Origin of the sequence: Silvania confinis, from assembly GCF_025564085.1 — a bacterium.
Lineage (GTDB): Bacteria > Pseudomonadota > Gammaproteobacteria > Enterobacterales > Enterobacteriaceae > Enterobacter > Enterobacter confinis.
On sequence record NZ_JAMGZJ010000074.1, the window covers coordinates 120,207 to 144,056 of the forward strand.

The 23,850-nt window shown below is 56.1% G+C and carries 21 protein-coding genes and 1 other RNA gene; 13 read left to right on the forward strand and 9 right to left on the reverse strand.

Annotated elements, in window-relative coordinates; genetic code table 11:
* The first annotated feature begins 16 nt into the window (after positions 1-16).
* The 4 genes from M8013_RS10465 (at position 17) to amtB (ending at position 5,416) form a co-directional block, all read left to right on the forward strand.
* Positions 17-1,789, forward strand: a complete 1,773-nt coding sequence (locus tag M8013_RS10465) for a SmdA family multidrug ABC transporter permease/ATP-binding protein (RefSeq protein ID WP_271267740.1) — start codon at positions 17-19, stop codon at positions 1,787-1,789.
* Positions 1,782-3,560, forward strand: a complete 1,779-nt coding sequence (locus M8013_RS10470; RefSeq protein ID WP_271267741.1) for a SmdB family multidrug efflux ABC transporter permease/ATP-binding protein — start codon at positions 1,782-1,784, stop codon at positions 3,558-3,560. The genes M8013_RS10465 and M8013_RS10470 overlap by 8 nt, the downstream gene beginning before the upstream one ends.
* A 197-nt stretch (positions 3,561-3,757) precedes the next feature.
* A complete protein-coding gene (glnK, locus tag M8013_RS10475) occupies positions 3,758-4,096 on the forward strand; it encodes a P-II family nitrogen regulator (RefSeq protein WP_032616849.1) in 339 nt (112 codons plus the stop codon).
* Positions 4,097-4,129: 33 nt separating this feature from the next.
* Positions 4,130-5,416 (forward strand): ammonium transporter AmtB, encoded by a 1,287-nt coding sequence (amtB, locus tag M8013_RS10480; RefSeq protein WP_271267742.1) that lies wholly within the window; start codon positions 4,130-4,132, stop codon positions 5,414-5,416.
* 94 nt (positions 5,417-5,510) lie between these two features.
* On the opposite strand, the gene tesB is transcribed toward amtB, so the two are convergent.
* Positions 5,511-6,371 (reverse strand): acyl-CoA thioesterase II, encoded by an 861-nt coding sequence (gene tesB / locus M8013_RS10485; protein ID WP_271267743.1) that lies wholly within the window; start codon positions 6,369-6,371, stop codon positions 5,511-5,513.
* A gap of 207 nt (positions 6,372-6,578) precedes the next feature.
* On the opposite strand from tesB, the gene M8013_RS10490 reads away from it, so the two are divergent.
* Positions 6,579-7,148, forward strand: a complete 570-nt coding sequence (locus M8013_RS10490; protein WP_271267744.1) for a YbaY family lipoprotein — start codon at positions 6,579-6,581, stop codon at positions 7,146-7,148.
* Positions 7,149-7,177: 29 nt separating this feature from the next.
* Here M8013_RS10490 and M8013_RS10495 read toward each other — a convergent pair whose 3' ends face one another.
* Positions 7,178-7,489 (reverse strand): MGMT family protein, encoded by a 312-nt coding sequence (locus M8013_RS10495; RefSeq protein WP_271267745.1) that lies wholly within the window; start codon positions 7,487-7,489, stop codon positions 7,178-7,180.
* Between the two features lie 180 nt (positions 7,490-7,669).
* Here M8013_RS10495 and ffs point away from each other — a divergent pair.
* The 3 genes from ffs to M8013_RS10510 all read left to right on the forward strand — a co-directional run bounded on the left by ffs (position 7,670) and on the right by M8013_RS10510 (position 8,529).
* Positions 7,670-7,766: signal recognition particle sRNA small type (gene ffs, locus M8013_RS10500), an RNA gene on the forward strand.
* Positions 7,767-8,062: 296 nt separating this feature from the next.
* Complete coding sequence (locus M8013_RS10505; RefSeq protein ID WP_271267746.1) at positions 8,063-8,314, forward strand: hypothetical protein; 252 nt, start codon at positions 8,063-8,065, stop codon at positions 8,312-8,314.
* Positions 8,311-8,529, forward strand: coding sequence for a hypothetical protein (locus M8013_RS10510; protein WP_271267747.1), 219 nt, complete (start codon positions 8,311-8,313; stop codon positions 8,527-8,529). Before M8013_RS10505 ends, M8013_RS10510 begins: the two co-directional genes overlap by 4 nt.
* Before the next feature lie 138 nt (positions 8,530-8,667).
* Here M8013_RS10510 and yczR read toward each other — a convergent pair whose 3' ends face one another.
* On the reverse strand, positions 8,668-10,089 hold the full coding sequence (yczR, locus tag M8013_RS10515) for a MocR-like transcription factor YczR (RefSeq protein WP_271267748.1): 1,422 nt from the start codon (positions 10,087-10,089) through the stop codon (positions 8,668-8,670).
* 88 nt (positions 10,090-10,177) lie between these two features.
* Here yczR and yczE point away from each other — a divergent pair, with 88 nt between their 5' ends.
* From yczE to M8013_RS10535, 4 genes are all read left to right on the forward strand, one after another.
* Positions 10,178-10,789 (forward strand): membrane protein YczE, encoded by a 612-nt coding sequence (gene yczE, locus M8013_RS10520; RefSeq protein WP_271267749.1) that lies wholly within the window; start codon positions 10,178-10,180, stop codon positions 10,787-10,789.
* A 76-nt stretch (positions 10,790-10,865) separates the two neighbouring features.
* Positions 10,866-11,933: a LacI family DNA-binding transcriptional regulator gene (locus M8013_RS10525; RefSeq protein ID WP_271267750.1), complete on the forward strand. Its 1,068-nt coding sequence runs from the start codon at positions 10,866-10,868 to the stop codon at positions 11,931-11,933.
* 103 nt (positions 11,934-12,036) lie between these two features.
* Complete coding sequence (locus tag M8013_RS10530; RefSeq protein WP_271267751.1) at positions 12,037-15,123, forward strand: beta-galactosidase; 3,087 nt, start codon at positions 12,037-12,039, stop codon at positions 15,121-15,123.
* A gap of 60 nt (positions 15,124-15,183) precedes the next feature.
* Positions 15,184-15,537 carry a DUF1428 domain-containing protein gene (locus M8013_RS10535; protein ID WP_271267752.1) on the forward strand — a complete coding sequence of 118 codons (354 nt, stop codon included), beginning with the start codon at positions 15,184-15,186 and terminating at the stop codon, positions 15,535-15,537.
* Positions 15,538-15,573: 36 nt separating this feature from the next.
* Here M8013_RS10535 and M8013_RS10540 read toward each other — a convergent pair whose 3' ends face one another.
* Positions 15,574-17,136 carry an EAL domain-containing protein gene (locus M8013_RS10540; RefSeq protein WP_271267753.1) on the reverse strand — a complete coding sequence of 521 codons (1,563 nt, stop codon included), beginning with the start codon at positions 17,134-17,136 and terminating at the stop codon, positions 15,574-15,576.
* A gap of 230 nt (positions 17,137-17,366) precedes the next feature.
* Here M8013_RS10540 and ykgO point away from each other — a divergent pair, with 230 nt between their 5' ends.
* On the forward strand, positions 17,367-17,507 hold the full coding sequence (ykgO, locus tag M8013_RS10545) for a type B 50S ribosomal protein L36 (protein ID WP_003859006.1): 141 nt from the start codon (positions 17,367-17,369) through the stop codon (positions 17,505-17,507).
* Between the two features lie 68 nt (positions 17,508-17,575).
* On the opposite strand, the gene M8013_RS10550 is transcribed toward ykgO, so the two are convergent.
* The 5 genes from M8013_RS10550 to acrA form a co-directional block, all read right to left on the reverse strand.
* Complete coding sequence (locus M8013_RS10550; RefSeq protein WP_271267754.1) at positions 17,576-18,040, reverse strand: YlaC family protein; 465 nt, start codon at positions 18,038-18,040, stop codon at positions 17,576-17,578.
* Between the two features lie 289 nt (positions 18,041-18,329).
* Positions 18,330-18,548 carry an HHA domain-containing protein gene (locus M8013_RS10555; RefSeq protein ID WP_271267755.1) on the reverse strand — a complete coding sequence of 73 codons (219 nt, stop codon included), beginning with the start codon at positions 18,546-18,548 and terminating at the stop codon, positions 18,330-18,332.
* Between the two features lie 8 nt (positions 18,549-18,556).
* Complete coding sequence (gene tomB / locus M8013_RS10560) at positions 18,557-18,949, reverse strand: Hha toxicity modulator TomB (protein WP_271267756.1); 393 nt, start codon at positions 18,947-18,949, stop codon at positions 18,557-18,559.
* Positions 18,950-19,380: 431 nt separating this feature from the next.
* Complete coding sequence (gene acrB, locus M8013_RS10565; RefSeq protein WP_271267757.1) at positions 19,381-22,518, reverse strand: multidrug efflux RND transporter permease subunit AcrB; 3,138 nt, start codon at positions 22,516-22,518, stop codon at positions 19,381-19,383.
* A gap of 22 nt (positions 22,519-22,540) precedes the next feature.
* Positions 22,541-23,734, reverse strand: coding sequence for a multidrug efflux RND transporter periplasmic adaptor subunit AcrA (gene acrA / locus M8013_RS10570; protein ID WP_271267758.1), 1,194 nt, complete (start codon positions 23,732-23,734; stop codon positions 22,541-22,543).
* Between the last annotated feature and the right edge of the window lie 116 nt (positions 23,735-23,850).

Genomic DNA, 23,850 nt, shown 5'->3' on the forward strand with positions numbered 1-23,850 from the left:
CTCAGGAACAGACCGCGTGCGATTATTTGCTCAGTTAAGCTGGTACTTTCGTCGGGAGTGGCAACGCTACCTCGGCGCAGTGGCCCTGCTTATTATCATTGCCATTTTGCAGCTCATTCCGCCAAAAGTGGTGGGCTACGTCGTGGATGACGTGACCGAACAGTATTACAACACCGCACGGGTGATGATGTGGATTGGCACGCTGGTGTTGACGGCAGTCGTCGTCTATCTGCTGCGCTACGTCTGGCGCGTGCTGCTGTTTGGTGCGTCCTATCAGCTTGCGGTAGAGCTGCGGGAAGATTTTTATCGTCAGCTTAGCCGCCAGCATCCGGAATTTTACCTGCGCCACCGCACCGGCGATCTGATTGCCCGCGCCACCAATGACGTCGATCGGGTGGTGTTTGCCGCCGGGGAAGGGGTGCTGACGCTGGTCGATTCGCTGGTGATGGGCTGCGCGGTGCTGATTGTGATGTCCACCCAAATCAGCTGGCAGCTGACGCTGCTGGCGCTGTTGCCGATGCCGCTGATGGCGCTGGCGATCAAACGCTACGGCGATCAGCTGCACCAGCGCTTCAAGCTGGCGCAGGCGGCGTTTTCATCCCTGAACGATCGGACCCAGGAAAGCCTGACCAGCATTCGGATGATCAAAGCGTTCGGCCTGGAAGATCGCCAGTCGGCACTGTTTGCCGCCGATGCTGCGGATACGGGGGCTAAAAACCTGCGGGTTGCCCGCATTGACGCCCGATTTGATCCCACTATTTATATTGCTATCGGCACCGCCAACCTGCTGGCGATTGGCGGTGGCAGCTGGATGGTGATTAACGGCACCCTGACGCTCGGGCAACTGACCAGCTTTGCCATGTATCTGGGGCTGATGATCTGGCCGATGCTGGCCCTGGCCTGGATGTTTAATATCGTCGAGCGCGGGAGCGCCGCTTACAGCCGCATTCGCGCCATGCTCGCCGAAGCACCGGTGGTGAATGATGGCAGCGAACCGGTACCAGAAGGGCGCGGCGAGCTGAGCGTGGCGGTGCGAGCATTTGCGTATCCGCACACGGAAAAAAATACGCTTGAGAACGTCCATTTCACCCTGCAGCCGGGGCAAATGTTGGGCATCTGCGGCCCGACGGGCGCGGGGAAAAGCACCGTGCTTTCACTGATCCAGCGCCACTTTGATATCGACCAGGGCGAGATCCGCTTCCACGATATCCCCCTCACGCAATTGCAGCTGGACAGCTGGCGCAGTCGTCTGGCGGTGGTCAGCCAGACGCCGTTCCTGTTCTCGGATTCCGTTGCCAGCAACATTGCGCTGGGCTGTCCGCAGGCGACCCGGGAAGAGATTGAGCACGTGGCCCGACTCGCCAGCGTGCATGAAGATATCCTGCGTCTGCCACAGGGCTATGAAACCGAGGTCGGCGAACGCGGCGTGATGCTCTCCGGCGGGCAGAAGCAGCGTATTTCCATCGCCCGCGCCCTGCTGCTGAATGCCGAAATCCTGCTGCTCGATGATGCCCTCTCCGCCGTGGACGGACGTACCGAACACCAGATCCTGCACAATTTGCGGCAGTGGGGAGAAGGGCGCACGGTGATTATCAGTGCGCATCGGCTGTCGGCCCTGACCGAAGCTAATGAAATTCTGGTGATGCAGCACGGGCACATCGCCCAACGCGGCGAGCATGAACAGTTGGCGGAACAGCCAGGATGGTATCGCGATATGTATCGTTATCAACAACTGGAAGCGGCACTGGATGACGCACCGGAAATCAACGAGGAGGCCGCCGATGCGTAGTTTTTCCCAGCTGTGGCCGACCCTCAAGCGCCTGCTGGCCTATGGTTCGCCATGGCGCAAACCGCTGTCGCTGGCGGTGGTGCTGCTGTGGATAGCCGCGATTGCCGAAGTGAGCGGGCCGCTACTGATCAGCTACTTCATCGACAATATGGTGGCAAAAAGCTATCTGCCGCTGGGGCTTGTTACCGGGCTGGCGGTCGCCTATGTCGGCTTACAATTCCTGGCCGCCGGGCTGCATTACGTCCAGTCGCTGCTGTTTAACCAGGCCGCCGTCGGAGTCGTTCAGCAGTTGCGAACCGACGTTTTCGATGCTGCACTCCGCCAGCCACTGAGTGAATTTGACACCCAGCCCGTCGGGCAAATTATCTCCCGTGTCACGAATGATACGGAAGTGATCCGCGATCTGTATGTCACGGTGGTGGCAACGGTGCTGCGCAGTGCGGCGCTGGTGGGGGCTATGCTGGTGGCGATGTTCAGCCTTGAGTGGCGGATGGCGCTGATCGCGATGGCGATCTTCCCCGCGGTCATCATCGTGATGATCATCTATCAGCGCTACAGCACGCCGATCGTCCGGCGCATGCGCGCCTATCTGGCCGACATCAACGATGGCTTTAATGAAGTCATCAACGGCATGAGCGTCATTCAGCAGTTTCGCCAGCAGACGCGGTTTGGCGAGCGGATGGGCGAGGCCAGCCGCTCGCACTATATGGCCCGGATGCAGACGCTTCGGCTCGACGGTTTTCTGCTGCGCCCGCTGTTAAGCCTGTTCTCGGCGCTGGTGCTGTGCGGGTTACTGATGCAGTTTAGTTTCGCAGCCGGCGGGACGATTGAGGTGGGAGTGCTGTATGCGTTCATTAGCTATCTGGGACGCCTTAATGAACCGCTGATCGAGTTGACTACCCAGCAGTCGATGCTGCAGCAGGCAGTGGTAGCCGGTGAGCGCGTGTTTGAGCTGATGGACCGGCCGCGTCAGTCTTACGGCAACGACACTCGGGAGCTGCAAAGCGGCACCCTCGAATTCGAGAATGTCTCCTTTGCCTATCGTGAGGATCGGCTGGTGCTGGAGGATATCAACCTGACGGTGCCGTCGCGCAGTTTTGTCGCGCTGGTCGGGCATACCGGCAGCGGGAAAAGTACCCTTGCGAGCCTGCTGATGGGGTATTACCCGCTGACAAAAGGCGAAATTCGTCTGGATGGTCGCCCGCTTGAGACTCTGAGCCACGCCACGCTGCGTAAAGGGGTGGCGATGGTACAGCAGGATCCGGTAGTGCTGGCTGATACGTTCTTTGCCAACATCACGCTGGGCCGCCCGTTCACTGAGGCACAGGTGTGGGATGTGCTGGAAAAAGTCCAACTGGCGGAGCTGGCGCGCGGCCTGCACGATGGCATTCACACCCGGCTGGGCGAGCAGGGTAACAACCTGTCGGTCGGGCAAAAACAGCTTCTGGCGCTGGCTCGCGTCCTGATTGAGACCCCGCAGGTGCTGATCCTCGACGAAGCGACGGCAAGCATCGACTCCGGTACGGAACAGGCTATTCAGCAGGCGTTGGCGGCGGTACGCGAGCACACCACGCTGGTGGTGATTGCCCATCGGCTGTCGACGATTGTGGAGGCAGATACCATTCTGGTGCTTCATCGCGGACAAGCGGTTGAACGCGGTACCCACAAGCAACTGCTTGAGGCTAAAGGGCGTTACTGGCAGATGTACCAACTGCAGCTGGCCGGTGAAGAGCTGGCCGCCAGCGTACGCGAGGAGTCGCTCAGCGCCTGATGCACTAAAAACAGGCAACGCATCGGCCGCTGAAACGGTTGGTGCAGAAATGAAACGCATCATGCACTGTCATGGTGCGTTTTTTTTCGCCCGTTATCCGCCACCCCTCGTATTCCCTCTCTTTTCACTTTTGGCACAGCGCTTGCAATACCTGATCTGTTCGCTAGCCAAAACCGAATTCTGACTGGAGGGGATATATGAAGCTGGTTACCGTGGTAATCAAACCATTCAAACTTGAAGACGTGCGTGAAGCGCTGTCTTCCATGGGCATTCAGGGTCTGACCGTCACCGAAGTGAAAGGCTTTGGTCGGCAGAAGGGTCATGCGGAGCTGTATCGTGGTGCCGAATACAGCGTCAACTTCCTGCCAAAAGTGAAGATTGACGTGGCGATTGCCGACGATCAGCTGGATGAAGTCATCGACGTGATTAGTAAAGCAGCCTACACCGGCAAAATTGGCGACGGCAAAATTTTCGTTGCTGAGCTGCAACGCGTTATTCGCATTCGTACGGGTGAAGCCGACGAAGCGGCACTGTAAAAAACCTGGCACACAGTGATAGGGATCGAAAAAATGAACACAACAACATTTAAAGCAGGTCTGGGGTCTCTGGCACTGCTGCCTGGACTGGCAATGGCTGCCCCTGCGGTGGCGGACAAAGCCGACAACGCCTTTATGATGATCTGCACCGCGCTGGTGCTGTTCATGACCATTCCGGGGATTGCGCTGTTTTACGGCGGCCTGATCCGCGGTAAAAACGTACTTTCAATGCTCACTCAGGTCACCGTGACCTTTGCGCTGGTCTGTGTGCTGTGGGTGGTTTACGGCTACTCGCTGGCCTTCGGCGAAGGCAACGCCTTCTTCGGCAGCTTTAACTGGGCGATGCTGAAAAATATCGAACTGACTGCGGTGATGGGCAGCTTCTATCAGTACATTCACGTGGCGTTCCAGGGCTCCTTCGCCTGTATCACCGTCGGGCTGATTGTTGGCGCGCTGGCGGAACGTATTCGCTTCTCTGCGGTGCTGATCTTCGTGGTGGTCTGGCTGACCCTCTCCTATGTGCCGATTGCGCATATGGTCTGGGGTGGCGGTCTGCTGGCCTCGCACGGTGCGATGGACTTTGCAGGCGGTACCGTGGTTCACATCAACGCCGCCGTCGCGGGTCTGGTGGGTGCTTACCTGATTGGCAAACGCGTCGGTTTTGGCAAAGAAGCGTTCAAACCGCACAATTTGCCGATGGTCTTTACCGGCACCGCGATCCTCTACTTCGGCTGGTTTGGCTTTAACGCCGGTTCTGCTGGTGCGGCTAGCGAAATCGCTGCGCTGGCGTTCGTGAATACCGTCGTGGCGACCGCAGGCGCCATCCTCGCCTGGATCTTTGGCGAATGGACCGTGCGCGGTAAACCTTCGCTGCTGGGTGCGTGTTCTGGCGCGATTGCCGGTCTGGTCGGTATCACCCCAGCCTGCGGTTACGTGGGTGTTGGCGGCGCGCTGATCATTGGTCTGGTGGCGGGTCTGGCGGGTCTGTGGGGCGTAACCGCACTGAAACGTTTACTGCGCGTCGACGACCCTTGTGATGTGTTTGGTGTGCACGGCGTGTGCGGCATCATCGGCTGCATCATGACCGGTATCTTCGCTGCAACGTCGCTTGGCGGTGTAGGGTATGCAGAAGGCGTCAGCATGGGTCATCAGGTGCTGGTCCAGTTGGAAAGTATCGCTATCACTGTCGTCTGGTCAGGTGTGGTCGCCTTTATCGGATACAAACTGGCGGACATGACGGTTGGTCTGCGCGTTCCGGAAGAGCAGGAGCGTGAAGGTCTGGACGTCAACAGTCACGGCGAGAATGCGTATAACGCTTAAGTAAAAGCAAACGGCAACCTCCAGGTTGCCGTTTTAGTTCTTGCACCCTCTCCGGTGGGAGAGGGGCGGGGTGATGGCATCAGGCCGCACACTTTTAACCCCGGTTGCGCATTACCCCTTCCTGCACCGTCGACGCCACCAGCACACCCTCCTGGCTATAGAACTCACCGCGAACAAATCCACGGGCGCTCGATGCCGACGTACTCTCCACGCTGTACAGCAGCCAGTCGTTCATGTTGAACGGACGATGGAACCACATGGAATGATCGATAGTGGCAACTTGCATACCTTTCTCGAGGAAACCCACCCCGTGCGGCTGCAGGGCAACCGGCAAGAAGTTAAAGTCCGAGGCATAGCCCAGCAAATACTGATGCACCCGGAAATCTTCCGGAACCGTACCGTTCGCGCGGATCCACACCTGGCGCGCGGGCTCTGCCGTATGGCCTTTCATCGGGTTATGGAATTCGACCGGGCGGATCTCCAGCGGTTTATCGCAGAGAAACTTCTCTTTAAGCTGCGGGGGCAGCAGGTGTGACAGCGCACGGGCAATGTCGGTTTCTGAGCGCAGGTCGTCCGGGGCAGGCGCAGGCGGCATGCTTTTCTGATGCTCATATCCCGGCTCTGGCGCCTGGAAAGAGGCCGTCATGTAGAAAATAGGTTTGCCGTTCTGGATCGCGGCAACGCGACGGGCGCTGAAGCTGTTGCCATCGCGCAGGACTTCGACGTCATACACGATCGGTTTTTGGCTGTCGCCCGGGCGCAAGAAGTAGCTGTGAAACGAATGCACCAGACGGTCTTCTGGCACCGTCTCTTTGGCGGCATAAAGCGCCTGGCCCACAACCTGGCCGCCAAAAACCTGGCGCAACCCCAGATCTTCGCTTTGTCCCCGAAAGAGACCTTCTTCAATTTTTTCCAGGTTTAATAATGTCAGCAGATTGCCTAGTGCTTGACTCATAGTCGTCCTCAATGAATACGCCGTGGCGAAAGATAGGCAGAGTATAACGCAGAAATGCAAGTGGTCCGATGGGTGCAATAATCTGAATAACGGGGTACTTTCAGGCATAAATAATTGATATGTGCCAGGCTTACTGACGTTATCTTATGTTAGCCACTCGTCTGGCGGGATCGATCCCGCTGGTGCATTGATGATAAGGAGAACTCAATGAAACTCGTGCACATGTTAAGTGGTTTAGCGGTAGCGGTTGCTCTTGCTGCCTGTGCGGATAAAAGTGCAGACATTCAGACGCCAGCGCCAAACCCTAACACTTCTGCCGCGGCGACGGCGCCCGTTATTCAGCAGCCAAATGTTTCAGGTACGATCTGGATCCGACAGAAAGTGGCGCTGCCGCCGGATGCGGTATTAACCGTGACCTTATCTGACGCTTCGCTGGCGGATTCCCCGTCCAAAGTACTGGCGCAGCGCGCGACGCGTACTGAAGGTAAGCAAGCCCCGTTCAAATTTGAACTGCCGTTTAACCCGGCGGATGTCCAGCCTAACGCGCGCATCCTGCTGAGTGCGGCGATCAGCGTAAACGATAAGGTGGTGCTGATGACCGATATCGTGAAGCCGGTCATTAATCAGGGCGGCACGAAAACCGATCTGGTGCTGGTACCTGTCCAGCAGACTGAGCTCCCGCTTCAGCCATCTGGCGGGGCCGTTAATACGGTTCCTTCGACATCACCGACCCAGGTTAGTCCTTCTTCAGCAACACCTGCCCCGACTCAGCTTTAATGCGTACGCCCCTCTTCGTGGGGGGCGCTTTAATAGCGCCAGCGATAGCGAAGCAAATCAATCTGTCCACTCCCTGAAACCTGCACACCTTCAGCCAGCAGCGCCTGGCGCTGGCGCTGGAGATCCGGGCCGGTTAATGAAATAGTGCCACTTCGATTGACGACGCGATGCCAGGGCAGGGTACTGCCTTCCGGCAGGCGTTTCAGTACGCCCCCGACCTGCCGTGCCGCGCGTGGGGAACCGGCCAGACGCGCGACTTCGCCGTAGGTGGTGACCGTGCCTTCGGGAATTGAGGCGACTATCTGCCAGACTCGCTGAGGAAAAGTGTCGTGCTGGTCCATTGTTTACTCCTGTGTGGAGCGAGAAGAATAAGGATTACCCGACAAAATGGGAAGGAAGCGTGCAGTCCGTGTACGTATTGGGCAATAAACCATCACCTGGACGCGGTTAACTTGCAATTGCTATCCCGTACAGTGATAATGCGCCAGCGCGTTGGTTAACAACGCTCTCAATGGGGGCTCTGTTGGTTCTCCCGCAACGCTACTCTGTTTACCAGGTCAGATCCGGAAGGAAGCAGCCAAGGCAGACGACGTGTGTGCCGGGATGTAGCTGGCAGGGCCCCCACCCATTTCTGGGTATCAAACATTCAGGCATAGCCAACGCCGTTCGTGCAAACGTGTCCCTCTCAAGTGCAACAAGCCCGTTAAAAGCAGGGTTATTAACTATTTTTTATGCCCGCCTTTTTATTTTCGCGATTGTCATCATACTGAAATATCACTGTCATTATTTTGTCATAAATGTTGTGCAGTGTAAGTGTGACATTTTTATTATGTATAAGCAGAGAATATATATCTGGATAAGAATGTTAACTTCGTGTATTAAATTAAGAAATTATTGCCAGGGATGTAAAAAACATGACGACTGCGGTACTGAACGTAAAGATTGACGAGGCGTTAAAAGAGAGACTTCGTCATTATGCTGAAGTAAACAATGAGAATTTAAGCGTTACCACAGAGAAACTGCTGTTACTGGCATTCGCGGCAACAGAAGAGGCGGGAGTAACGGAAGAAGATATCGACAATCAGCACACGGAAGAAGAAAACTTAACTCCATTTACTCCTAAAGAAATCAAAGCATTACGCAAACTTCTTAAGAAGAGAAAATGAAACAACATCAGCAAACAACCGCCAGCGATTACTCAGAAGCCTGCCTGCTTCTGCGCTCTGGCTATGTCAAACATGTTCGCCTCGGCTGGGATGTTGGCAGTGATGAGTTCTTTCGAATTGCGTCTGACTGGTGTGATACCGGCGCGAAAATAAAGAAAGAAGGCGATAATTTTGTTATTTCGCTCAAAGGCTTTCCTATTCCTGCTCAGCACTGATCGTCCGCCGCTGAAAATGTCTGACTGTAATTATTACAGTCAGACGTTTTTAACTAATCACTCCCGTCATTTGTGCAATTGCTCACTCTTTCTTGTAATAAATACCAGCGTTGCAGCCCCCTTTATTATTTGAAGGGGTTAAACCAGCGTCCGCTTCAACGATTGCCCACTTTTACTGATGCCCAGCCACAGCGGTTTCAGTCGCAGTAGCGCGTTCTCCAGTTCGGCAGGTTCGAGTGAAAAAGGCATCCGCAGATAGCGATCAAATGCCCCGGACAGCCCAAATCGCGTACCGGTTCCCAGATGAATGCCGGCAACGTCTGCGCGTGCGGCGAGCTGAGTAGCCAGCATATCCGGCAGTTCAATCCAGAATGAAAGTCCCCCCTCCGGCATCTGAAAACGCCAGTCCGGGAAATGTTCCCGCAGCAGGGCCGCACAGCCATCGCGCCGCTCACGCAGCATCTGCCGTCGAGCGGGTAAAAATGTGTCGCTGTTGTCGAACAGCCACAGTGTTGCCAGTTGCTCCAGCAGCGGAGAGCCCAGATCGAGCGTATCGCGGGTTTGTGCAAGGGTAGCAATCGTGCGCGCCGGGGCGCGAACCCAGCCCAGCCGGAGCCCTCCCCAGAAACTTTTCCCCGCCGAACCCAGGGTGATGACATTGCCGTTCGGGCAGAAGGCTGCCAGAGGCGGCGGTGGCGGTGCATCGAACCACAGATCAACCATGGTTTCATCCACCACCAGCGTGGTGCGCGACCGGGCGGCAACCGCCGTAATGGCCTGACGCGTGCTCACATCCATGCAGCGCCCGGTGGGGTTATGGAAATCGGGCATCAGGTACGCCAGGCGCGGCGCGGTCTGGGCGAGGGTGGCGGCAAATCCGTCGCTATCCCAGCCGGTTGGCGGTAGCGATACGCCGACCGGTCGGCAGGATGCCCCCTGAATGGCGGCGATGGCCAGCGGATAGGTAGGGTGATCCACCACGACCCGATCGCCAGGGCCGGTAAGCATGCGCAGCACTAATGCCAGCCCGCTGACGGCACCATTAACGACCATCACTTCCTCTGCCCGGGTGGGTAACCCGCGCGCCGTATAGCGTGCCGCAATGGCGTCACGCAGGGCGGGAAGCCCCAGCTGATCGTAACCGGTTTGCGTCAGATGCTGCGTAATGGCGGTCAGCGAGTGGGTATAAGCCTGATGGATCTCCGGCCCGGCTCCCAGCGCGGCGGTGGAAAGATCCAGCGCCGCGCTGGCGTTAGAGAGGGTAGGTAGCGTCCGGCTGTCGGGCAGGATCACCCGCGATCCACTCCCATGTCGGCTTTCGAGATAGCCATCATCCCGCAGGTGCGCGAGGGCGCTGCTGATGGTGGTGCGGCTGACGTCCAGGGTTAAGGCCAGTTCCCGCTCCCCGGGCAGGCGCGTATCCAGCGCCAGTCGCCCGTCAAGGATCAACAGGCGCAGCGCATCAGCCAGCTGTCGCCAGAGTGGGATACGGGAGGGGCTCTGCTGCCAGCGGCCCAGCAGGCGGGCTAACGACTGGCTTCCAAATCGACGTGATGACATATGCAGTCCACTTTTTGAAAACTGGACATTAATCATAGTGCCATTTCAGGTAATGATGAAAGCAGAGATCATCCGGGAGAGAAACACCATGTCACGTCGATTACTGCAGCTTTATATCGGACTGAGCCTGTATGGCCTGTCTACGGCGATGTTTATTCGCGCGGATCTGGGCGCCGATCCGTGGAACGTATTCCATCTGGGGGTGGCGAAGCTGCTGGCGATGGATATCGGTACGATCATGATCCTGACCGGTGCGCTGGTGCTGCTGTTCTGGATCCCGCTGCGACAGCGTCCGGGCCTGGGCACCATCAGTAACGTGATTGTCATCGGGCTTGCCGCCGATGCGTTCCTGTCCCTGATACCCACGCTTGATTCATTGCTGGCGCGCAGCGTGCTGCTGGCGGCGGCAGTGATTGTTAACGCGCTGGCGACCGGCATGTATATCGGTGCCGGTTTTGGTGCCGGGCCGCGCGACGGTCTGATGACCGGCATCAACGCCCGTACCGGCTGGTCGGTGCGCAGCGTGCGCACCGCAATTGAAATCTCCGTGTTGCTGATTGGCTGGGCGCTGGGCGGAACGTTTGGCGTCGGAACCGTGCTCTATGCGTTAAGCATTGGCCCGCTGATCCAGATCTGCCTGCCGTGGTTTCGTCAGCGGCCGAAGGTGATCATCACCCCAGAACCGGAACGCGTTGTCTGAATTTGCGAAGCGCTCACAAGCTTTGTGCGCGGGGGTGTGACACAATAGTCGCCCCTGTTTTCGCAACGCAGATCTCATGAAAGCCATCACCCTTTACGATGTCGCCCGCCTGGCGGGCGTTTCTTATCAGACCGTTTCACGCGTCATTAACGATGCGACGCATGTCTCCGCCCGTACGCGGGAAAAAGTGCAGCAGGCGATGGCTGAACTGCACTATGTCCCCAATCGCGGAGCCCAGCAGCTGGCAGGCAAACGCACCCGCACACTGGGGCTCATCACCACCGATCTGGCCCTGCATGCGCCGTCGCAAATTGCCTCGGCGGTCAAATCCCGTGCGGGGGAACGCGGCGCGAGCGTGCTGATCTCAATGGTCGAAAACCCCGAGCAGTGCCTGGCGGCGGTGCAGGAGCTACTGGCCCAGCGGGTCGAGGGTTTACTGGTTAACGTCCCGCTGGAAGATGAACAGGCAAAACATCTTCAGGCGCAGGCTGGCCGGGTCCCGGTGTTATTTCTCGATGTCTCACCCACCGCCCGGGTGCATAGCCTGGTGTTTGATGCGCAGCAGGGGGCTACGCTTGGGGCGCAGCATCTGCTGGAGCTAGGCCACCAGCAGATTGCGCTGCTGGGCGGTCCGCAAAGTTCTGTCTCCGCACGGGCGCGGCTTGCGGGCTGGTTGTTGGTGCTGAGTGCAGCGGGGATTGAACCTTGCGCCGTCGCGCAGGGCGACTGGAGTGCCGCCTCGGGGTATGAAAAAGGCCATCAGCTACTGGCGGCGGCCAGCCTCCCACAAGCCATTCTGGTGGCAAACGATCAGATGGCGCTTGGCGTAATGCGCGCCTGCGCAGAGAAAGGCGTTGCCGTTCCCGGGCAACTGTCGGTAGTCGGATTTGACGATACCACCGACAGCGCGTGGTTTACACCGCCGCTGACCACTGTCCGTCAGGCGTTCCGCGAGGCCGGGCTGCGCAGCGTCGAGTGGCTACTGGCGCAGGAAACGCCCACCGAGCCTGCGCAGATGCTGATCCCGGTCGCGCTGGTGGAACGTCATTCCACCGCTCGCCACGGTGTGCCGCAGGGGAGTGAGGATCTGGCCCGGCAGCTAAAATCCCTGGCGATCCTCGCCGAGCAACTGGCACGCCGCTAATGCTTTTGTGATCATTATCGCTTTGGCGCATGATCCCGCTTTACCCTGTCTTCCTGACAGGGCATTGTAGTGAAAATTGTGAGCGCTTCGCAAAGAGGTAATTATGTCCCATCCTGCCCCGCTGACTCTCAGCACACTGATCGCCCGCCGTGACTGGGAAAATCCCGGCGTCACCCAATGGAATCGACTCGCCGCGCATGCGCCGCTGAACAGCTGGCGCGAAGAGGTTGCTGCGCGAGAAGAGGGCCAGACGCGCTCTACCCGCTCGCTGAATGGCACCTGGCAGTTCAGCTTTTTCAGCGCCCCGGAGGAGGTTCCCGACGGCTGGACAACGGAGGATTGCACTGATTCCGTCCCAATGCCGGTTCCTTCTAACTGGCAGATGCAGGGCTTTGATACCCCAATCTACACCAACGTTACCTATCCGATAGCCGTTACGCCCCCGTTTGTTCCGGCTGAGAATCCGACCGGTTGTTACTCGCTCACATTCGACATGGAAGCCAGCTGGCTGGAAAGCGGACAGACGCGACTGGTATTTGAAGGAGTTAACTCGGCATTTTATCTCTGGTGCAACGGCCAGTGGGTGGGCTATTCCCAGGACAGCCGCCTGCCTGCAGAGTTTGACGTTACAGCTTTCCTGCGCGCGGGCAGCAACCGGCTGGCGGTGATGGTGCTGCGCTGGTGCGATGGCAGCTATCTTGAGGACCAGGACATGTGGCGGATGAGCGGGATTTTCCGCGACGTCACCCTGTTGCACAAGCCGGACACGCACATTGCCGATTACCACGTGGTCACGGAACTGAATGCCGACTACGACCGCGCCCGGCTCCAGCTGGGGCTGACCCTGGGTGGGACAGATTATGCCGATTGTGAGGTCGATTTTACGCTCTGGCGTGCCGGAGCGCGCATTGCCAGTGCCACCGGGCATCCCGGATCGGCGGTGGTCGATGAGCGCGGTCACTGGCAGGAGCGCGTCAATGTTTCGATGCCAGTGGCTGAACCGGCCCTGTGGAGTGCTGAAACGCCGCACCTCTATCGCTTAACCATTACGCTGCGCGACGGACAGGGCCAGGTGCTGGACGTTGAAGCTTGCGACGTGGGTTTCCGCCGGGTCGAAATCAGCAACGGCCTGCTGAAGCTCAACGGCAAGCCACTGCTGATCCGCGGGGTTAACCGTCACGAGCATCATCCTGAGAACGGGCAGGTGATGGACGAAGCCACCATGCGCCGCGACATCGAGCTGATGAAGCAGCACAACTTTAACGCCGTGCGCTGCTCGCATTATCCGAATCACCCGCTCTGGTACCGTCTCTGTGACCGCTACGGGCTGTATGTGGTGGATGAGGCCAATATCGAAACGCACGGCATGGTGCCGATGAGCCGCCTGGCGGACGATCCGCTCTGGCTGCCGGCGATGAGCGAGCGCGTGACCCGCATGGTGCAGCGCGATCGCAACCATCCGTCGATCATCATCTGGTCGCTGGGGAATGAATCGGGTCACGGCGCCAACCACGACGCGCTGTACCGCTGGGTGAAGACCACCGATCCGACGCGCCCGGTGCAGTACGAGGGCGGCGGCGCCAACACCGCCGCGACCGATATTGTCTGTCCGATGTATGCCCGCGTCGATCAGGACCAGCCTTTCCCGGCGGTGCCGAAATGGTCGATAAAAAAATGGATCGGCATGCCGGATGAAACACGTCCGCTGATCCTTTGCGAGTATGCCCACGCGATGGGCAACAGTTTTGGTGGCTTTGCCAAATACTGGCAGGCCTTCCGTAAACATCCCCGCCTGCAGGGCGGGTTCGTCTGGGACTGGGTCGACCAGGCGCTGACGAAGCACGATGAACAGGGCAATCCGTTCTGGGCTTACGGCGGTGATTTTGGCGATACGCCTAATGACCGACAGTTTTGTCTGAACGGGCTGGTCTTCCCGGATCGTACGCCGCATCCGGCCCTGTTTGAGGCCCAGCGCGCGCAGCAATTTTTCACCTTTACGCTGCAAAGCCACTCGCCGCTGGTGGTTGAAGTGCACAGCGATTATCTGTTCCGCCCGACGGACAACGAGCAGCTGCGCTGGTCTGTGGTCCGTGAAGGAGACGTGCTGGCAACGGGCGAGGTGGCACTCGCTATCGCGCCAAAGGGTACGCAGCGGCTGGAACTCACTTTGCCGCAGTGGGATATCACGCCGGGCGAAGTGTGGCTGAATGTAGAGGTTTACCAACCCGCAGCCACGCCGTGGTCGGCAGAAAACCACCTGTGCGCCTGGGATCAGTGGTCGCTGCCTGCACCATTAACGATTGTCCCGCCACTGAGCGCGGGAGAAGCGCCGCAGTTGACGGAGGAGAGCGATGGGTTGGTGGTCATCCATCAGCAGCAGCGCTGGGAGTTTAGCCGCACCAGCGGAAACCTGGCGCAGTGGTGGCGAGCGGGCGAGGCGACGCTGCTGTCGCCGCTGAGCGATAACTTTACCCGCGCGCCTCTGGATAATGATATTGGCGTCAGCGAAGCCACGCGCATCGATCCTAATGCCTGGGTGGAGCGCTGGAAGGCGGCGGGGATGTACAACCTGACGCCGCGTCTGCTGCAGTGTGACGGCGAACAGCTCACGCAGGCGGTGACGATTGTTACTCTGCATGCCTGGGAGCACGAGGGCCAGGTGCTGTTCCTGAGCCGTAAGTGCTGGCGTATTGATAGCCACGGTGTGCTGCACGGCGATGTCGAGGTGCAGGTGGCTGGCGATATGCCTGAGCCCGCGCGCATCGGGTTGAGCTGCCAGCTGGCGCACGCGCCGCAAACGGTAAGCTGGTGCGGGCTGGGGCCGCTGGAGAACTATCCTGACCGCAAGCTGGCCGCCCGACAGGGGCGCTGGGAACTGCCGCTGGCAGAATTGCATACGCCGTATATTTTCCCGACGGAAAATGGCCTGCGCTGCGATACCCATCTCCTGGATATCGGGCAGCATCAGCTGCGCGGTGATTTCCACTTCGGCGTGAGCCGCTACAGCCAGGCCCAGCTGCGCGAGACATCTCACCATCATCTGCTGCGCGAAGAGCCCGGCTGCTGGCTGAACGTGGATGCGTTCCATATGGGCGTCGGTGGCGATGACTCATGGAGCCCCAGCGTGTCGCCGGAATTCATCCTGCAGAATAAGACCCTGCATTACACCTTTAGCTGGCAGCAGAACTAAACTTAATCGGCTGATGCGGCTGCACCATGCAGCCGCACACTCACTTCGGAGGTTTATCTGATGAAGTATGTCGATGGTTTTGTGGTGGCCGTTCCCGCACAGAACAAGGAGGCTTATCGCGAGATGGCCGCGAAAGCCGCGCCGCTGTTTAAAGAGTTCGGCGCGCTGCGCATTGTTGAATGTTGGGCGGATGATGTGCCCGACGGCAAATTAACTGACTTTCGTATGGCTGTTAAAGCAGAAGAGGGCGAAGAGGTGGTTTTCAGCTGGATTGAGTATCCGTCGAAAGCGGTTCGCGATGAGGCGAATCAGAAGATGATGAACGATCCCAGAATGAAAGCCTTCGGTGAATCGATGCCGTTTGATGGCAAACGGATGATCTACGGCGGCTTCTCCCCTCTGCTTGATGAGTAACCGTTATTCCCGGCGGCCTGATGGTCGCCGGATGCGTTATCCTTCCGGCTCGATGTTGTTTTCAGCCCACTGAATAAACGCCTCTTTCGGCAGGGCCTTACTGTACAACCAGCCCTGGCCGAACTGCACGCCGTGGCGGCGAAGCCACTCCAACTGACCTTCCGTTTCGACGCCTTCAGCCACCATCGCCAGGTTCAGCGATTTGGCCATCTCAATGATATGTGGGGTAACGTTTTTATGTTCCACGGCATCAACGAATGACTTATCAATCTTCAGGATATCAATGTCCAGATCCTGCAAATAGCTGAGGCTGGAATACCCGGTTCCAAAATCATCAATATAAATGGCGTGGCCCGCGCGTCTGAATCCGGCAATTGCCGGGGCGCTTACGCACGGATCGGCAAAACCTCGCTCGGTGAGTTCCAGTGCAATCTGTGACGGTGAGAGTTGCCAGTCATTAAGCAGACGGCTCAACTGCGGGGGCACGGCGCCGGAGAGCAAATCCGCCGGGGCAAGGTTAATCGAAATATGCTGGTCAGGATGCTGGCGCAGCCACGAGCCCATATCCTCAAACACTTTATCGATAATAAGCGCCGTCAGCTTAGGCGTCAGGCCCGTTTGCTCCGCCAGGGTGATGAAAACATCCGGCGACAGGTAACTGCCATCCGGCTGTCGCCAGCGGGCCAGCGCCTCGGCACCCACCATCCTGCCGCTGTTTAAGGCGACAATGGGCTGGAAATAGACCTCTAGTTCACGGGTATTGATGGCCTCCAGCAAAACCTGTCGTGGCGATTGTAGCCGCCGTAAGATACGCAGGACGAACCAGGCGAATACCAGACTGAACACTATCCCGACGGGCAGCCATAAGAGAAGCTGGTGGCGCCAGCTCTCTTGTAACGGTGTCATTGATGCCCATGACACAATGGTAAACCCCAGGTCTGGCACGTTACGAATACTGTAAATCTTGCCGTCATGCTGAAGATGACTGGCGTTGTCCCGCTGCAATTGATGAAAAATCTGCATATCCAGCGGGCTGCTGCTGGCAAAGATGACATTGTGGAGGGTGCCGACCAGTGCAACGTTAATCGGCCATGAGCCAAAGGGGATCACGTCAATCATCGAGGCCGGATCGATCATCACCAGATAATTCTGCTGACCAATCGCCGCCATGTAACGTTCGAGACCCAAATCGCTTTGCGCTGTCATCCAGGCCCGGTAGCCATCGGGCGTAGTGCGGATTGCGGGCGGTAACGAGGCTGCGTGACTCAATTGTTCAAGCGAGGAACAGAGCGGTTTCAGGTTGTTGATGTAAATCACTTCCTGAACGTAGCGCCATGAAATAGCGGTGCGACGCATCGCCATGGTGTGTTCCCGACTGCAGGGGATGCCTTTGAACGTCTGCATCTGGGCCAGCGCAGATTTCGCTTGGGCAAACACGCGATCGGTGCGGATCTGCACGCGCGATGAGTAGTTTTCCAGATCGGCAACGAACTTATCCTCTGCGTTACGGTGTGCCAGCCATACGCTAAGGGAGACAGGAATAAGGACTGCTGCAATCAGTACGCAGGTCACCAGGCTCACCAGTTGTCGGGTTGTCATGCTCCTGTATCCTTTTTAAAACGCCCGGAAGGGGGCGCGGAAGCTGATGACCATTACGCAAAAAAAACCTGCTAAGCATAGCCTTACTACACGGCACTAACATTGATTGTATTCACAGGCGAAACATCCTGCACGGATCCGGTTAGGGTTGTTTTTCATGCAGCGCTCAGATATGTTTATTGTTATGTTATAACAAAACAATCAATCCACGTTATTCAATGAGGCTAAACATGCAGGTTTTGAATTCTTTGCGCAGCGCCAAACAGCGTCACCCGGATTGCCAGATAGTAAAACGTAAGGGACGGCTGTACGTGATATGTAAATCCAATCCGCGCTTTAAGGCCGTACAGGGAAGGAAGAAGAGACGTTAAGCGGGTGGGGAAGGGTTCGTGCTTGCCGCTAACAGTGCCCCTGTTGGCAGCAAGCCGGTATTATCTGTTCAGCCTGCCGTGCGGGACAGGGTGAAGACATCGTAAAAAGAGAGCTCGCCTTTAGTGGCAACCATCTTCTGTAATTTCTCTTTTTCCTGCGCTGCCACGGACGGGGAATGCAAAATGTTGTCGATCAGCTGACCCGGGACAAAACGCGTGTTGTACCATTCGCCGTTGTAGCAAACGCGAAAATCGAGCACATCAATATCTTCGTAGCGATAACGTGGATTAACGTCGAAAAAGAAGAAGACGTTAAAGACCACAAACAGCACGACCAGCAGCCAGACGGAATCGACTAACGTTTCCGATAACAGCATTACCGCTAACGTGGCCAGCAGGGCCGCATACATGGCCAAAAACAGACCGGGGTGTTTGCGAATAAAGCTGATGCTGAAGCGCGGTTTGTTGTCGCGCTTTTCGCGAGCGTTGAGGTCATTGATGGTTTCGGTAAGCAGGCGTTGTATCTCGGTCATCTTCTGCCTTTCTGGATTGAACGAATAAACACGGGGGATCCGTGCATTTTAAGTGACCATTTTGTTTGAAGAAAGTAACAGTTACGCTAAGAAAAGTCATAACAGTTGCCGGGATAGGGTGAAAATCCGAAGTGGACTGTCTGTAGCGTAAGCGCTGTTTCCCCTGGGGCGATAACGTTCGCCCACCCGGGTGAGAACCTGCCAGCCAATCAGCGTAGGTAGCAGTAAAGAACATGAGAATAAAAGCGGTGAAGTTAGCCTGGCTGCCGTTGACGCCTGGCTTACAGAATCAACGTATAAATTTCCACACTGCTGTTGGGATTTTATCGTACAGCTTATTCATTGTAAGTTCGGCCAGACGATGATCGGCTGCTGAATAAAAGACCGCAAGCTCATTATCAGAAAGCTCGTATTTATTTTTCTCAATAACACGTTCCAGGGTATCAATTGACTGACAACGTCGCAAACGCATCAAATAATCGATTTTTGTTAAGGGTTTATCAGACATAAATGCACCTAATTGTTTGTAATAGTTTTAACTGAAGAAGCTAATGGGTTAGCTCTGCTTGCCGTGACGAAACAACGAAAAAGCCGATTGCCTGATTTACGCCATTTTTGCAAATCCTGCGCGTTAATGCCGTAGCTGCTGAATAACATAAAAGTATCATCCAGGTATTCGTCAATTTGCTCAATCATCTTATTATCTTCGTTATACTTGATTTTATAATTAAGCGCGAAGGTCGCTATATGCTCAATCAACTCGTTTAACTGCAAATTAATGGCAGAGGTTGGATCGTTCACCCAGCCATGGTTGCTTTCATCAAGGTTGGAAAGGCAGTCATGGTACAGGGATTCACAAAGGAATTTCAACTGTGCAATATCTTGCCTTTTAGGCGAGTATTCGTCCATAGCGCATCCCCTTTTGAGTGATTTTTTACTCACCGAACCGCGTTGTCGGGATGGATACAACTGACTTACATCAATGACGACTGCGACTTCTGTTTACGCTCTTGTCATTAACTATAATCTACTCTGAATCGGATTTCACCGCGCTATTACGAAAAATTACAATTACGTAGACCCTTACTCACTTTATGTCCCCGATACATTTATTTTGATCGCTCGCCAGCGACAAAAAAACACCAGGAAAAGTCTTAATAACCCAGATGCTACGCAACGATTTGAGAATTTCTGTAAGCGAATTCACTTTAATATGAAGAGCGGTATAACTGTGGCATAAAATATATAAGTCACCAATAAGCTTATTTTATGATTTTCAATTGCGAAAAAAAAGGCCGCAAACGCGGCCTTTTTTAACAGTTAAAGCAAAATCAGTGACATTACACCGGGTGATTATGCTCGATATCGTCGTTCTTACGGCTGAAGCGGCGACGGACCACCACAAAGAACACCGGAACGAAGAAGATTGCCAGCACGGTCGCGGTCACCATCCCGCCCATTACGCCCGTACCTACGGCGTTCTGTGCACCGGAGCCAGCACCCGAGCTGATTACCAGAGGCATAACCCCCAGGATAAACGCTAGCGAGGTCATCAGTATCGGACGCAGACGCATACGGACAGCGTCCAGCGTAGCTTCTATCAGACCTTTGCCTTCTTTATCCATCAGATCCTTGGCGAATTCGACGATTAATATCGCGTTCTTCGCCGACAAGCCAATGGTTGTGAGCAGGCCCACCTGGAAGTAAACGTCATTTGTCAGACTGCGGAATGTGGCCGCCAGCAGGGCGCCAATGACCCCCAGTGGCACAACCAGCATAACCGAGAACGGAATTGACCAGCTCTCATACAGCGCTGCCAGACACAGGAACACCACAATCAGCGAGATAGCGTACAGGGCAGGGGCCTGGTTGCCGGACAGACGTTCCTGATAGGACATCCCGGTCCAGTCGTAGCCGATACCCGCAGGTAGCTTGCCAGCCAGTTCTTCCATCAGGTTCATGGCTTCACCGGTACTTCTACCAGGTGCTGCCTGACCGAGGATCTCCATTGATGGCAGACCGTTGTAACGTTCCAGACGTGGCGAACCGTATTCCCAGTGTGATGTTGAGAACGCGGAGAACGGCACCATCTGCCCGTTACTGCCTCGCACGTACCAGTTGTTGATATCGTTCGGCAACATACGGTATTGCGCTTCGGACATCACGTACACTTTCTTCACGCGACCACGGTCGATGAAGTCGTTGACGTAGCTACCGCCCCAGGCCGCGCCCAGCGTGGTATTGATATCACTGATAGACACGCCCAGTGCCTGCGCTTTTTCCTGATCGATATCGACTTTGTACTGCGGCGTATCTTCCAGGCCGTTCGGACGCACGCCCACCAGCAGATCCGGATGTTTGGCCACTTCACCAAACAGCTGGTTACGCGCCTGAGTCAGTTTTTCATGACCCAAACCACCCTGGTCGATCAGCTGGAAGTCAAAGCCGGTCGCCGTACCCAGTTCAACAATCGCTGGCAGGTTAAAGGCGAACACCATCGCATCTTTAATCTGCGAGAAGGTGCCCATCGCACGGCCGGTAATGGCCTCAACTTTGTTCTCTTCGCCTGGACGTTCACTCCAGTCTTTCAGAGAGACGAAGGCGATACCGGTGTTCTGACCACGACCCGCAAAGCCGAAGCCGTTAACCGCAAACACCGATTCAACGTTGGCTTTCTCTTTGGTGAGGTAGTAATCAGTCACTTCATCCAGCACTTTCTGGGTACGCTCTTGCGATGCACCCGCTGGCAGCTGTGCCATCGTCAGGAAGACGCCCTGATCCTCGTCCGGCAGGAACGAGCTTGGCAGACGCACGAACAGATACGCCATACCGACCACGATGATGATGTAGAGCAGCAGGTAACGACCGGTGCTGCGCAGGATATTGCCCACGCTGTCGGTGTAGTGATGCGTGCTCTTATCGAACATACGGTTAAACCAGCCGAAGAAACCGGTGGTGGCGCCGTGGCTGCCTTTAGAAACGGGCTTCAGCATGGTGGCACACAGTGCCGGCGTCAGGATCAGTGCGACCAGTACCGACAGGGCCATTGCCGAAACGATAGTGATCGAGAACTGGCGGTAAATCGCACCGGTGGAGCCACCGAAGAAGGCCATCGGGATAAATACCGCTGACAGTACCATCGCGATACCGACCAGCGCGCCCTGGATTTGCCCCATCGATTTACGGGTCGCTTCCTTCGGCGGCAGTCCCTCTTCGGACATCACGCGCTCGACGTTTTCGACCACCACGATGGCGTCATCCACGAGCAGGCCTATCGCGAGCACCATGCCGAACATCGTCAGGGTGTTTATCGAGAAGCCAAAGGCCGACAGGATAGCAAATGTGCCTAACAGAACGACCGGAACGGCGATGGTTGGAATCAGCGTCGCGCGGAAGTTTTGCAGGAACAGATACATCACGATGAAGACCAGGATGATCGCTTCGACCAGCGTTTTGATAACTTCATGAATCGAAATTTTAACGAACGGGGTGGTGTCATACGGGTAAACGATTTTCAGGCCTGATGGGAAGAACGGTTTCATCTTCTCCAGCTCAGCACGGATCGCCGTCGCCGTATCAAGGGCGTTTGCGCCCGTCGCCAGTTTAATCCCCAGACCAGAAGCCGGCTGGCCATTAAACTTCGCGACCACGTCGTAGTTTTCACCGCCCAGTTCAACCTTCGCAACATCGCGCAGGCGAACCTGTGAACCATCCGGGTTCACTTTCAGCATGATTTTACTGAACTCATCTGCCGAGGTCAGACGGGTCTGAGCAATGATCGAGGCATTCAGCTGCTGGCCTTTCACCGGCGGTGTACCGCCTAACTGACCGGCTGCCACCTGGGCGTTCTGCGCTTTAATGGCGGTGATCACGTCGACCGGCGTCAGCTGGAAGTTGTTCAGCTTGTTTGGATCCATCCAGATACGCATCGCGTACTGAGAACCGAACAGCTGTACGTCACCCACACCAGAAGTACGGCTAATCGCATCCTTCATGTTGGCGCCTACGTAGTCGGAAATATCCTCCTGCGTCATGGTGCCGTTGGTGTTGATAACGCCGACAACCATCAGGAAGCTACTGGAGGATTTCTCCACGCTCACGCCCTGCTGTTGTACTTCCTGCGGCAGTAACGGCATGGCCAGCTGCAGTTTGTTCTGCACCTGAACCTGCGCGATGTCCGCATCCGTACCTGACTGGAAGGTCAGCGTAATCTGTACCGTACCGGTTGAGTCACTGTTGGAGGACATGTACATCAGGTTATCGATACCGTTCATGTTCTGTTCGATAACCTGAGTCACGGTGTCCTGCACCGTTTTTGCATCAGCTCCAGGGTAGGTTGCGGCGATTGAAATTGCTGGTGGCGCAATCGTTGGATATTGCGCTACTGGCAGCTTCAGGATCGCAAGTCCCCCGGCTAGCATGATAATAATGGCGATCACCCACGCAAAAATGGGGCGATCGATAAAGAAATTAGGCATGTCTTAACGGCTCCTGTTTAAGTTAAGACTTAGGTTGTTCTGACTGACCATTAGCAGAAGCTTGCTGTTGGTTGTCAGAGGTAACCTCTTGCGCTTTGACCTGGGCGCCCGGGCGAACTTTTTGTAAACCCGTAATGATGACGCGATCGCCATCTTTCAAACCGTCGGTCACTAGCCATTTATCGCCAATCGCCTGCGTTGCCGTGATCTGGCGAACTTCGACTTTATCTTCAGCGCCGATCACCATGGCACTGGCATCACCACGTGGTGTACGGGTGACACCCTGCTGAGGTACCAGCAGTGCGGTTGGGTTGGTCCCTTCTTCGAGGCTGGCGCGAACAAACATCCCTGGCAACAGCTTATGATCCGGGTTCGGGAAGATGGCGCGTAAGGTAATAGACCCGGTGGTCTGATCGACAGTTACGTCGGAGAATTCAAGGCTACCCGCTTGCGGGAACTTAATACCATCGCTGGTCACCAGTTCCACTTTCGCTTTACCGTTCTCCTGCTTCAGCGTGCCGCTCTCCAGCTCCTGTTTCAGACGCAAGAAATCGTTGCTGGACTGGGTCACGTCAACATAGATCGGGTCAAGTTGCTGCACGGTTGCCAGCGCGTTGGTCTGGCCATTTTGCACCAGCGCCCCTTCAGTTACGGACGATTTACCAATGCGACCGCTAATCGGCGAAGTCACTTTGGTGTAGGCCAGGTTAATACGTGCGGTTTCAACCGCTGCTTTTGCCGCGATGACTGCAGCGTTGGCCTGCTGTGCGTCCGCCTGAGCACTATCGTATTCTTGTTGGCTGATGTACTGGGTACCCAACAGTTTTTGATAGCGGTTAACCGTCAGTTGAGCAATTTTTGCCGCAGCCTGGGCCTTCGCCAGATCGCCTTTCGCACTTTCGTACGCGGCCTGGTAGGTTGCAGGATCAATCTGATACAAGGAATCGCCCGCTTTAACATCGCCACCTTCGGTGAAGTTACGTTTCAGGATGATGCCACTCACCTGAGGACGCACTTCCGCAATGCGGTAAGCGCTGGTACGGCCGGGTAATTCTGTCTTGATCTGGAGAGGTTCGGTTTTGAGCGTCACGACACCAACTTCTGGCACCTGCTGCGCTCCTTGTTGAGCCTGTTTCTCGTCACATCCTGTAAGCGCTAAGCTGCCTGAGAGCATCAGAACGATCGCCAGAGGCGTTAACCCTCTGTTTTTGTTCATATGTAAACCTCGATTTCCGATTTCAAATTGATCAATGGATCAAAAGTCCACAAACCCATTGCTGCGGTTATATTATGGTCGTGCTATGGTACATACATTCATAAATGTATGTAAAT